The organism is Sphingobacterium sp. UBA865 (assembly GCF_002295765.1).
GTDB lineage: Bacteria > Bacteroidota > Bacteroidia > Sphingobacteriales > Sphingobacteriaceae > Sphingobacterium > Sphingobacterium multivorum.
Genome location: NZ_DBGB01000009.1, coordinates 1 through 11,522 on the forward strand (window position 1 = coordinate 1; position 11,522 = coordinate 11,522).

Genomic DNA, 11,522 nt, shown 5'->3' on the forward strand with positions numbered 1-11,522 from the left:
GTCAAGGGCTTCTTTCGTTTAGGTACTTTCCTTGTGAAGTATCTCGCCTGTTCTAGAACTCCCATATCTAGTTTTTTTGTATATTGCTGTAAATATTACTTACTGGCCGTATGAGAATTTGTTTGATCATCGTCTGTCTTCTCTTGTTGAATGTGAGATCAGGTATTTGCCAAGATAGACAGGATTACATTTTTGTTTCTTATCAAAACTACCTTCCAACCCCGAAGATAGGTATTATCGATTTTTATAGGCAGTTAAATGAAAAATGGAAACGTGATATGGATATGCTTAATGATGAGGCTCATGTTGGATTCGAGGTTTATAAGGATAGCACTATCAGAGTTGTTTCTAGCAATTTTGGTCATGTAGATAAGACTGAAGAAATGAATCAAAAATTTTCGTCCATATCAAAGTGGATACCGGCAAATAAAGATGGTAGATCGACCAATATAGCGCGTGAATATATCATTCATCTTGGGGAAAGGTCCTCTATTGGGGAATTGGGGACATATACGCGGAGTAAGGATACAATGGTTGTCATCGATCCAGGTCATATCCAATTTATTGGCGGCAAATGGTTGAATGCACTGTATTATCAAACACTTGATTATTTTTATACAAATGGCAGGCTAAAAAGAATTGAAATATTGGTTTCAAGAAATAGGAATAGGTTTTATGGCTATTTGTCATTTAAAGAATTTGAACAATTTTTCGTATTCTATTACGGTTTACCTACTTATTATGATAATTCTCCCAGTTTAGCTGTTAAAAGCAGTTATTTTGATTTGGAGAATGCAGTTAAGGATAGTTTGTATAAATTATCTTGGGAAGATTTTCGTGATGGCCGTATCAGTTTAACATTTGATCCTGAGAAAATAATGGTCACATATGATTTTTATTGAGTAACTTTGCAGCGGAATGGGTACATTATTGGACAACGGAATTAAACCGTATAATCATTACGGGGCTTATTTAAAGCAAAAGTATAACGGACAGAAAGTGTTTAAAGTGATTGTGGATGGTAATTTTACCTGCCCCAATCGTGATGGTAGTAAGGGCTATGGTGGTTGTACGTACTGTAATGTAGATTCTTTTACACCGGATACTGCCCGGAAAATTCCTTCTATACGCGAGCAGGTGGAATCGGGTATTGAAAGAGCACGTAATAGCTATGGCGCTGAGAAGTTTATTATTTATTTCCAGCCAAATACAAATACATATGCGCCGACTCATCTACTGAAGATGATGTATGATGAGGCTTTAAGTATTGATCCTGAAAATACTTTGGGTCTTTCTGTGGGTACACGTCCTGATTGTTTGGATTTTGAAAAGATTGCATTGTTGGAGTCTTACACAGATCGTTACGATGTAGATTTGGAGATGGGTATGGAATCTATCTACAATGATACATTGGAGCAGATCAATAGAGGCTGTTCTCACGACGAATTTGTTCAGGCCATGAATATGCTGAAAGATACTCCGTTGGAGCTTTGTGTGCATACCATCTTTGGCTTCCCGTGGGAATCTGAAGAAATGATGTTGAAATATGCAGATGAAATCAACCGCTTTCCACAAATTAAATTTGTGAAGTTGCATCACTTACATATTGTAGAGGGATCTATTATGGGCGTTAAGTTCAAACGTGAGCCTTTTGAACTTTTCTCGATAGAAGGTTATACGGAATTCTTAGCAAAGTTTATTCCTCGATTGCGTCCTGATCTGATCATTCAACGTATTTTCGGGATTGCAGATAAAGAATTGTTAATTGCTCCGAATTGGGGCTTACCGAAATCAGGTATTCAAACATACATCGATAAGGGATTGGAAGCACGTCAGGTCGTGCAGGGGAGTCTTTTTTAGCCGTTCCTAATATTTATACTCTTTTGATAGATCATTGTATGCTATCGCGTTTAATGAATATATTCAGCGCTATAAAAACAGCAAAGGCTTCTCTAATGAAGCCTTTGCTGTTTACCTACAAAAAAAGGGTACGATTACCATCTTTATTTAGCCCTCAACAATTGTTTTTAGATCGGCTGGAGAGTAATTGATGGATTTTAACGTTTTATTGTCAGCTGTTCTGAATACCAGAAATTTGCCATCAACTTCTTTATAATAGGATTCTACACCTTTTAATTTATAGTGCTCCTGTGTAGCGATGGCTTCTGCTTCGTCTTTACATGCTTTGCTCATATTGGAACGTTGAACTTCATCAAAAAGAGCAGAGAATTTATCTTTTAAACCAAATTCTAATACCGCTCCAGCAAGTACATATTGAATGTCACATAGCGCATCTGCAATCTCGACCAAATCTTTATCCCGGATGGCCTCTTCTAATTCTTTTAATTCCTCAGCGATCAACGATACCCGTAAGGCACATCTTTGTTCAGATGGAATAGTAGGCGTGTCTAGGATTGGATGTTGGAATGTTTTATGGAATTCCGCAACGGATGAAAGTGTTTTCGGATCAGTCATATTCTTTGTTTTATTATTTGAAAGAGCAAATATAAAAAATAAAGGACGCTTAACTGAATGACCGTCCTTTATTTTTATTTATCTGCTTAAGCGATTAAATCAGGTGCTTTAACTGCACGATTTCACGCTCTTCTAAATATCTCCAACGGCCACGTGGAAGGTCTTTTTTCGTTAAGTTTGCATAAACCACACGATCCAATTTAACGACTTCATATCCTAATGACTCAAAAATACGACGTACGATACGATTTTTCCCCGAGTGGATTTGGATACCGACTTCACGTTTCGATCCGCCTTGAACATAGCTCAAGTCATCTGGTTTAATTACACCGTCCTCTAATTCGATACCAAAGCTGATTTTGTTAAAATCGCCTTGTGTAAGGCTTTTGTTTAACTCGACATTGTAGATTTTGCTGATGCTGTTGCGCGGGTGTGAAAGTTTTTCAGCAAGACTACCATCATTTGTCATCAAAAGTAGTCCTGTTGTGTTTCTGTCAAGACGACCAACAGGATAGATTCTTTCTTTTGTCGCTTTAGAAACAAGTTCCATTACGGTATGACGCTCCTGCGGATCATCTGTAGTCGTGATATAATCTTTTGGTTTGTTCAACAAAACATAAACATTTTTTTCACGTTTTAGGCGTTCGTTGTTGTAACGGATTTCATCTGTTGCAGGATCCACCTTGGTACCCAATTCCGTAACAGGTTCTCCATTTACCCAAATAACACCAGCAGTGATAAGCTCATCCGCTTTACGTCTTGAACAGATACCAGCATTGGCGATGTAACGATTTAAACGAACTAAGCCGTCATCTTCTGCATCCTCTGCTTTTTTCTTTGGACGTTTAATATATTGTTTATCACCAAAGTTTTTGTTGTCGTCAAAATTTCTACTTTTATCGCCATCAAACTTTCTGTTAGAAGGTCTTGAAGAGTCATTTCTGTCTGAACGTTTGAAACTATCTCTTTTATCAAAAGAACGCTCTGAACGGTCAAAAGATCTTGAGGAATCATTTCTATCTGTACGTTTGAAACTATCTCTTTTATCAAAAGAACGTTCTGAACGGTCAAAAGATCTTGAAGAGTCATTTCTATCGGAACGTTTGAAGTTATCTTTTTTGTCAAAAGAACGTTCTGATCTATCAAATTTATTGAAGGAATCTTTTTTGTCAAAAGATCTTGAAGAATCATTTTTATCAAATGAGCGGCCTCCTCTACCAAAGGATTTTTCTGAATTATCTTTTGAACGGAAGGAATTGTTATCTCCTCGGAAGGAAGGTTTGTCTGAGAATTTTTTAGATCCGAATGATCTGTTCTCACGATTATCATCTTTTCTGAAAGAGCCTCTTTCAGATTGGTCATTCGACCCATATGATTTTTTTCCGAAACTATTGTTCTTATCGCCTCTAGATTTGAAACTATCTGAGTTGCCTCGTGACTTTCTGGAGTTGTCATCACGACTGTTCCTTTTATTGCTGAATGGCATTGTGTTTTGCTAAAATGTGAACGACAAAGTTAGGTATAATTTTGGGTTTTGCGAAAAAATCCTTATCTTTTTGTCTTTTCTTGAATTTGCTGCGTTTTTACGATAACAAAGCCGCTTTAAGTTGTCTAGAATGTAACTATTTGTTTTTTAAATAAATAGTGTTTACCTTTGTACCCTTGAATTTGAACCAAGCTATTTTTTGATCGATTGCAGTCGTGGATAGGGTAGCATTAAGGGAGTGAATGATAAGAAAGAGAGTTTTATGTAGTAGTTTGATTTTGTTTGCTTTATTGCTGTCAAAGTTATACTCAACCCCACACAACAATGCTTCAAACGGCGATAAGATCGTTGAACCGAAGCTCGTAGTAGTTCCCGTTCATCATGGGGATGAAGAAGAAAAAAAAGAAAAAAGCAATTCCTTTGAATCGTATATGAATTCATTGACATTTGCCGAAGATTCATTACCGATGGATCGTCCGCTTGTGGAAAGTAAATTGCGTAAATTTTTCAGTCGATTCTCGTTTAAAAAAACAGGATCGTACGATATGCACAAAAAGGCAGAGACCTACTTGCCTATGATTGCAAAGATCCTTAAATCACATGGTATTCCGGAAGATTTCAAGTACATTCCATTGGTGGAAAGTGGCCTTAGTAAAGCTGTTGTTTCATCGAAGGGAGCTGGTGGCTATTGGCAATTTATGCCGGCAACAGCCCGTTTGTATGGATTAAAAGTCAATGGTACGGTAGACGACCGAAAGGATCTTGTTAAATCTACGCATGCTGCAGCGAGATACCTCAAATACCTCTATGGCCAATTTGGTAACTGGACCTTGGTTGCTGCGGCGTATAATGTTGGTGATGGCAGTTTAAGAGGTTCTATAAGAAGACAAAAAAAGGACGACTATTTTGCCTTGAAATTGAATAATGAAACGGGTTCGTATGTGTACAAACTTGTTTCTATGAAGGAAATTATCGAACATCCACAGAAGCATGGCTATTCACGTTATGCCAATAAAGAAAGTGAGACGTTGGATAAGGAACCGAACATGCTGTAAAATAGTGTACTTCACAATAAAAAGGGCTTTCCACTGCATAGTGGAAAGCCCTTTTTATTTTACTGTCTTTAATCAGACCTGTAGTATTGTTCTATTTTTACCTCAGATCGACGATGTCGAAGCCTTTATAATCATTTTTGTTGAATACGAATAGACTACCGGAAAGCGCCTTATTACCTTCCTGAGAAGTTAATGTATACGTATAGCGATTACCACTTTTATCAAATACGGTGGTATCATAGATCAGACTGCTTGCTTTGTTAATGCGCAGCTTGATCTTTGAATAGTTTTTTTTGCTATCAAGAGGACTTAATTCAACAACACTTAGTGTAAGCCCTTTTACCTTTTCTGTATTGGTCAAGGTATATTTAAAACCGGTGGTATAAAAGCTGAATATATTTGTTGGATTGATCTCGTTGGTCGAATTGCTTGCTTCTGAGATTTCAACTTCTTTTTCCGCTTTCATGATATTCCACTGTGTCTTGGAATCCGATATCAATACTTGATTTTTGGTATTGACCTGGTACTTGTTGTTACTCTTGTCCAGGTATATTGTTCCGGCATCAGTATGCGAGCCGCCATTAGCTTGTTTAATATCTAATGAGAAATTGGCCTGTATTGTTTTGTATGCATTGTACTTTTGGCTTACTTTCGTCAGTAGCGCCTTGGCAGCAGCGTCATTTTGTGCATAACTGTTTTGGCTGTATGCCATGATTAGCAGACCTACAATAAACCATACTTGTTTTTTCATCTTAGTTGTCCTTTCTTAACGTCTCCAAAAATTGTTCTAATGAATACTCATCTGGATAAAGCACTTCGCGGGCCTTACTTCCTTCAAATGGACCTACAATTCCTGCAGCTTCCAATTGATCGATGATTCGTCCTGCTCTGTTATAACCCAATTTTAATTTACGTTGGATTAATGACGTAGAGCCTTGCTGATGCATGACAATCAATCGGGCAGCTTCTTCGAACAACTGATCGCGGTCTTTGGGATCAAAATCTACACTACCAGAACCATCTCCGTTTTCGTCTACGTACTCCGGAAGCATAAATGCCGAAGGATAGCCTCGTTGCGCACCGATGTAATCGGAAATTTGTTCAACCTCAGGCGTATCCACAAAAGCACATTGAATACGTATCAAATCACTTCCAGTCGCTAGAAGCATGTCACCCCGACCGATCAACTGATCTGCACCGCCTGTATCTAGAATGGTCCGTGAATCGACTTTCGACAACACACGGAATGCCAGACGTGCAGGGAAGTTGGCCTTGATTGTACCGGTAATGATATTGACAGAAGGACGCTGGGTTGCAATAACCAGGTGAATTCCTACCGCACGGGCCAATTGTGCCAATCGTGCAATCGGTGTTTCGACCTCTTTTCCTGCTGTCATCATCAAGTCGGCAAACTCATCAACAATAAGAACGATATATGGTAAGAATCGATGACCCTCCTCAGGGTTTAATCTGCGATTGATAAATTTTGCATTATATTCCTTTAAATTCCGTACCTGCGCATTTTTTAACAAATCATAACGTTGATCCATTTCTATACAGAGGGAATTTAAGGTGTTGATTACTTTCTTCGTATCGGTGATAATCGCATCTCCGTCGTCAGGCAATTTTGCAAGGAAGTGGCGCTCTACTTTTTTGAATAGAGAAAGTTCCACTTTCTTAGGGTCAACAAGGACAAATTTTAGTTCGGCTGGATGTTTTTTATACAGTAGAGAGGTCAGAATCGCGTTAATACCTACTGATTTACCTTGCCCGGTAGCCCCCGCAACCAGAAGGTGAGGCATTTTAGCTAAATCGGCAATATACACTTCATTTGAAATTGTCTTACCTAAAGCGATCGGGAGATCCATATCTGTTTTCTGAAACTTCTCCGTAGCAAGGACCGATCGCATGGACACCATTTCCGGACTGGAGTTTGGTACCTCAATACCAATAGTTCCTTTTCCGGGCATCGGTGCAATGATCCGGATACCTAAGGCCGCAAGACTTAAGGCAATGTCATCTTCCAGATTTTTGATTTTTGAAATCCGTACACCTGGTTTTGGTATAATTTCATACAAAGTCACCGTTGGTCCTATCGTTGCCTTGATGCTTTCGATCTCGATGCTATAGTTTCTCAGTGTATCAACAATCCTATTTTTGTTCGCTTCGAGTTCCTGTTGATTGATGGTAATTTTACCACCACCATAGTCCTTCAATAAATCCAATGCCGGATGTTGGTAGCCAGAAAGATCCAATTTTGGGTCATACTGTCCGAATTGGGCCACAAGATCACTGGCGGTAATTTCTTTTTCCTCTTTGATATCTTCGACCACCAGACCGGGTACTGCATCGGGTTCAATAATAGCTTCTGGCTCTCGTTGGGGTTCTGCTTCGATTTTCGGCGCTTGATATTCCTGGATTAACGGTAAGTCTTCGGCTTCAAATTCTTCATTTGGCTGATCAATTGTAAAACTGATTGAAGGTGTATTCTCTGTTCTTTCAAGCGGACTATCGTCGAAGGTGAGCACCACTTTGTCCTTCGGATCAATTTGTACTTCGGGTACAGGGTGATGCGTAAAGGCAGGACGCTGAAGTTCTTCCTGTACCTCTTTGTCCCGAGCAGATTGAAATCGCTCATTGATTGACGTTGACCGTTGGAAAGATTCTCGCACCGACTGGATGGAATCATCTTCAATATGAATTTTGTTTCTAAGATTTTGTGGAGCGTATTCATCCTCATCCTCTTCGTCCGTATCTTCAGAGAATGACTTGGATTTCCTGTTACTGAATAGGACAAATTTAAAATCGAGGTTGTAAAGTAAGATCAATGTCGTCAGGTAGGCAAAAGCCAATATACAGCCAACGCCGACAATGCCAACTTGTGCTTCCAGTAATTTATTGGTCCAAAAGCCAAATTTACCCTCGAGCATATGCGGTGTATCGGCCATAAATCCATGCAGGAAGCCTAAAGTTACCGAGATAAAAACGATAGCAACAAAAGAATAGACTACAGTACGGTACAAAGGAAGTAATGATTTCTTGAACAACAAGCGATATCCTAAAATGAATAATACGGGGATAAAAAGAAAAGATGCGACGCCAAACCATTCGTACATGAATTGGTTGGCTAGCAATGCGCCAAATTTCCCTAGTTTATTATCGACAACGGGTAGATCAACAGCTTCATCATGAATTTCTTCTGCGGATCGGAATAATGTCGACCATCCACCATTGGTTTTTGCAATATAACTTTGATCGTCTTCCCAAGTGAATAAGTAGGAGACGAAAGCTGTAGCAAATGCCAATGAAAGTAAGATCAATAAAATCCCTAATATCTTGACAGCCTTTTGCTGTGCATCAGAATAATCTCTTGGTACACTGTTTTTTTGACTTTTTTCTTTTTTAAATGTTGTCGATTCCTTTTGAGGGGCACGTTTGCCGGAAACTGAATTCCCTGTCTGCCTAAATGTATTTCCTTTATTTGACATTGAAAAGCTCACAATTATACTGCTTACAAACTTAGTTATTTTGATAGTATTTTAAAGATGCTGATCGCCTATTATTTTAAGTTTGTCGTTTTTTATGAATGAATAAATTTAGATGTAGCTAAAAAGCTTGATAGGTATAATGGCTAGCAAATACTATGCCCTGCAAGTGGGGTGGGCTAAAGAATATGGGATATGGCTAAAGATTGTTTCTGTTTTTGCCTATTCTTTAGAGTTGCTCTAAAATATGTAGTTTTACGAATAAAATAAGAGATAGCATGAACAAGTTTGAAATACGAAAAGCGACATTAGCTGATAAAGGACGGATTTGGGAAATTATACAACAAGCAATTGCCCTCAGGAAAGAACAAGGTAGCCGACAATGGCAAGATGGTTATCCGAATGAAGATGTGGTTCAGTCGGATATTGATAAGGGCTACGGGCATGTCGTTGAAGTGGAGCGTAGGATTGTAGGTTATGTTGCTATTATTTTTGATGTCGAACCTGCATATAATGATATTGACGGAAAATGGTTAAGTGATGGTTCTTATGTCGGTATACACCGACTGGCCTCGGCGCAGGATCCGCATATGAAAGGTGTGGGGACGGCTATTATGTCCGGGGTGGAAGAGATAGCCATCGATCATGGCGTTTATAGTATTAAGGTGGATACTAATTTTGACAATGGGGGTATGCTGCATGTGTTCGAAAAGTTAGGGTACCGCTATTGCGGGGAAGTACATTTTAGGGGAGCGTCACGCAAAGCATTTGAAAAACTATTAAAATAACCGAACCGATTTCTTCTGCGGAGGAAGAATAACATTGGATTTCATAAAAAAGTCCCTTTTACTTTGTTCAAAAGGGACTTTTTTATGTTTATGGATTATTAAATCAGGATACTGCTGATCATTAATCTGCAATAATCAAGTAGTAATTCTTTTTACCGCGTTGTGCAACAATATATTTATTGTTTACAAGGTGATTGTCCGTAATCGAATCTTCAATATCGGTTGCTTTTTCTCGGTTGATAGAAACGCCGCCGCCCTGAAGCATTTTGCGGGCTTCACCTTTTGACGGAAATACCTGTGTCTGAACAGCTAGTAAATCAAGAATATTGATGCCTGCTGCGAGATCTGCTTTAGCGACCTGAAACTGCGGAATGCCTTCAAATACCTCTAAAACTGCGTCGTGATCTAAGTTGTTTAAGAATTCTAAAGAGCCATTTCCAAAAAGAAATTCAGAAGTTTTGATCGCAGTTTCGTACGCTTCTTCGGAGTGGGTACGAATGGTGATATCTTTTGCCAGTGCTTTTTGAACTAAACGTAAGTGTGGCGCTGCATCATGTTCTGCAATAATGGACTCAATTTCTTCCTGAGGTTTGAGTGTAAAAATTTTGATCCAGTTTTTAGCATCATCATCTGACGTATTCAACCAAAATTGGTAGTACTTATACGGAGAAGTTTTTTTTGGATCTAACCATATGGCACCAGATTCGGTCTTTCCAAATTTCTGGCCGTCGGCTTTTTTGATTAATTGCGTCGTGATGGCATAGGCTGTTCCCTGATCTTGGCGACGGATCATTTCGCTTCCTGTTACGATGTTACCCCATTGGTCCGACCCGCCCATTTGAACTTTACAGTTGTGGTGCTTCCAAAGATAGTAGAAGTCATATCCTTGAATCAATTGATAGGTAAACTCTGTAAATGAGAGACCATTGTCGCCTTCCAGACGTTTTTTTACAGAATCTTTTGACATCATATAGTTAACGGTAATCATTTTACCGATATCACGAATAAAATCCAAAAATTTAAAATCTTTAAACCAGTCGTAATTATTAACCATTTGGGCGTCATTTTCCCCTTCTCCAAATTCAAGAAATTTGCCTAACTGCTTTTTCAGACAAGCGACATTATGCTGTAAGGTAGCTTCGTCCAACAAGTTACGCTCTGCAGATTTGAAAGAAGGGTCTCCGATCATGCCTGTTGCTCCTCCAACCAGGGCAACTGGTTTGTGGCCTGCATTTTGGAAATGGATCAACGTCATGATTTGCGTCAAGTGTCCTACGTGTAGAGAGTCGCCTGTGGGATCAAAGCCGATATAACCAGCGACTTTTTCTTTATTCAGTAAGTCTTCAGTGCCTGGCATAATATCTTGCAACATGCCTCTCCAACGTAATTCTTCTACAAAGCTCATTGTTAAATGGATTTAATTTTTTAATTTACAAGATGCAAAGATAGGAGATTAAGCGTATATTGAGCGAATAATTTCCCATAAAAGCACACGCTAATAAGCTGGTATGAATTTTTTATCACATTTCTATTTTGAACGGTTTGCAACTAATCCCGAACGTATGGTGGGTGGATTGTTACCCGATCTATTAAAAAATGCGGATAAATCCTTTATGCTAAAACCGCGTCAGTATGAAGATGAGCTCTTGGACAATCCTTTACTGGAACAATTGTACATAGGCTGGAACCGTCATATCGAGGTCGATCGTCTATTTCACAATTCACCTTACTTTTTTCATCATACACATCAGCTGAAACTAAAAATCCAGTCTAGTTTAGCCGGGCTGCCTATCCGTCCGTCCTTTATGGCCCATATTGCGTTGGAGCTATTGTTGGATCATATCCTAACACAAAATAAAGCGGTCTCCATCGATAAATTCTACGCTGCACTGGTACATGTCAATGAAGATGCTGTTCGGAAGTTTTTGAAAATTAATCAGCTGAGTGATATTCCTAAGTTTGAAAAGTTCTATCATCAGTTTATTGAGTGGGCGTATATTTATGACTATGCACAGGTAGAAAAAATCGCAGGTGCGCTTTTCAATATTTGTAAGCGATTGTGGAAATTTGAAGTTTCAGTGGAGCAAAGACAGCTTCTGACAGAACAGCTGATTTCCTATTTACATACGCAGATGACCGATTATCAAGAAATTTACCAGTATATTCAATATGAGCTGGTGGACTTTAATTAGTCTGTCAGAAAATACCAATAGTATAAGACCTTGAAAATATT

General features: G+C 38.8%; 10 protein-coding genes. 5 read left to right on the plus strand and 5 right to left on the minus strand.

From position 1 onward, the window contains the following. The first annotated feature begins 152 nt into the window (after positions 1-152). Together B2O97_RS02820 and B2O97_RS02825 are read left to right on the plus strand one after the other, a co-directional pair. Positions 153-902, plus strand: coding sequence for a hypothetical protein (locus tag B2O97_RS02820; RefSeq protein WP_139145098.1), 750 nt, complete (start codon positions 153-155; stop codon positions 900-902). A 16-nt stretch (positions 903-918) separates the two neighbouring features. Further along, complete coding sequence (locus B2O97_RS02825) at positions 919-1,860, plus strand: TIGR01212 family radical SAM protein (protein WP_070570068.1); 942 nt, start codon at positions 919-921, stop codon at positions 1,858-1,860. A 147-nt stretch (positions 1,861-2,007) separates the two neighbouring features. On the opposite strand, the gene B2O97_RS02830 is transcribed toward B2O97_RS02825, so the two are convergent. Both B2O97_RS02830 and B2O97_RS02835 read right to left on the minus strand, forming a co-directional pair. Further along, a complete protein-coding gene (locus tag B2O97_RS02830) occupies positions 2,008-2,475 on the minus strand; it encodes a nucleoside triphosphate pyrophosphohydrolase family protein (protein WP_070570070.1) in 468 nt (155 codons plus the stop codon). Between the two features lie 94 nt (positions 2,476-2,569). Continuing rightward, positions 2,570-3,961 carry a pseudouridine synthase gene (locus B2O97_RS02835; RefSeq protein WP_286766920.1) on the minus strand — a complete coding sequence of 464 codons (1,392 nt, stop codon included), beginning with the start codon at positions 3,959-3,961 and terminating at the stop codon, positions 2,570-2,572. Between the two features lie 242 nt (positions 3,962-4,203). Between B2O97_RS02835 and B2O97_RS02840 the strand changes: the two genes are divergently transcribed. Further along, a complete protein-coding gene (locus B2O97_RS02840; RefSeq protein ID WP_070563224.1) occupies positions 4,204-5,016 on the plus strand; it encodes a lytic transglycosylase domain-containing protein in 813 nt (270 codons plus the stop codon). A 97-nt stretch (positions 5,017-5,113) separates the two neighbouring features. Here B2O97_RS02840 and B2O97_RS02845 read toward each other — a convergent pair whose 3' ends face one another. Both B2O97_RS02845 and B2O97_RS02850 read right to left on the minus strand, forming a co-directional pair. Continuing rightward, complete coding sequence (locus B2O97_RS02845) at positions 5,114-5,767, minus strand: LolA family protein (RefSeq protein WP_070563221.1); 654 nt, start codon at positions 5,765-5,767, stop codon at positions 5,114-5,116. A 1-nt stretch (position 5,768) separates the two neighbouring features. Beyond that, positions 5,769-8,504 carry an FtsK/SpoIIIE family DNA translocase gene (locus tag B2O97_RS02850; protein WP_070563219.1) on the minus strand — a complete coding sequence of 912 codons (2,736 nt, stop codon included), beginning with the start codon at positions 8,502-8,504 and terminating at the stop codon, positions 5,769-5,771. 275 nt (positions 8,505-8,779) lie between these two features. Here B2O97_RS02850 and B2O97_RS02855 point away from each other — a divergent pair, with 275 nt between their 5' ends. Further along, positions 8,780-9,289 (plus strand): GNAT family N-acetyltransferase, encoded by a 510-nt coding sequence (locus B2O97_RS02855; RefSeq protein ID WP_070563216.1) that lies wholly within the window; start codon positions 8,780-8,782, stop codon positions 9,287-9,289. Between the two features lie 121 nt (positions 9,290-9,410). Here the strand turns inward: B2O97_RS02855 and tyrS are convergent, their stop codons facing one another. Beyond that, complete coding sequence (gene tyrS / locus B2O97_RS02860) at positions 9,411-10,694, minus strand: tyrosine--tRNA ligase (RefSeq protein WP_070563213.1); 1,284 nt, start codon at positions 10,692-10,694, stop codon at positions 9,411-9,413. Between the two features lie 103 nt (positions 10,695-10,797). Between tyrS and B2O97_RS02865 the strand changes: the two genes are divergently transcribed. Beyond that, positions 10,798-11,481 carry an ACP phosphodiesterase gene (locus B2O97_RS02865; RefSeq protein ID WP_070563210.1) on the plus strand — a complete coding sequence of 228 codons (684 nt, stop codon included), beginning with the start codon at positions 10,798-10,800 and terminating at the stop codon, positions 11,479-11,481. Positions 11,482-11,522: the final 41 nt, after the last annotated feature.

Coding starts and splice junctions, on each gene's coding strand:
- B2O97_RS02850 (WP_070563219.1), bottom strand. CDS start 8,504: ATGTCAAATAAAGGAAATACATTTAGGCAGACAGGGAATTCAGTTTCC.
- B2O97_RS02840 (WP_070563224.1), top strand. CDS start 4,204: ATGATAAGAAAGAGAGTTTTATGTAGTAGTTTGATTTTGTTTGCTTTA.
- tyrS (WP_070563213.1), bottom strand. CDS start 10,694: ATGAGCTTTGTAGAAGAATTACGTTGGAGAGGCATGTTGCAAGATATT.
- B2O97_RS02855 (WP_070563216.1), top strand. CDS start 8,780: ATGAACAAGTTTGAAATACGAAAAGCGACATTAGCTGATAAAGGACGG.
- B2O97_RS02845 (WP_070563221.1), bottom strand. CDS start 5,767: ATGAAAAAACAAGTATGGTTTATTGTAGGTCTGCTAATCATGGCATAC.
- B2O97_RS02825 (WP_070570068.1), top strand. CDS start 919: ATGGGTACATTATTGGACAACGGAATTAAACCGTATAATCATTACGGG.
- B2O97_RS02830 (WP_070570070.1), bottom strand. CDS start 2,475: ATGACTGATCCGAAAACACTTTCATCCGTTGCGGAATTCCATAAAACA.
- B2O97_RS02865 (WP_070563210.1), top strand. CDS start 10,798: ATGAATTTTTTATCACATTTCTATTTTGAACGGTTTGCAACTAATCCC.
- B2O97_RS02835 (WP_286766920.1), bottom strand. CDS start 3,961: ATGCCATTCAGCAATAAAAGGAACAGTCGTGATGACAACTCCAGAAAG.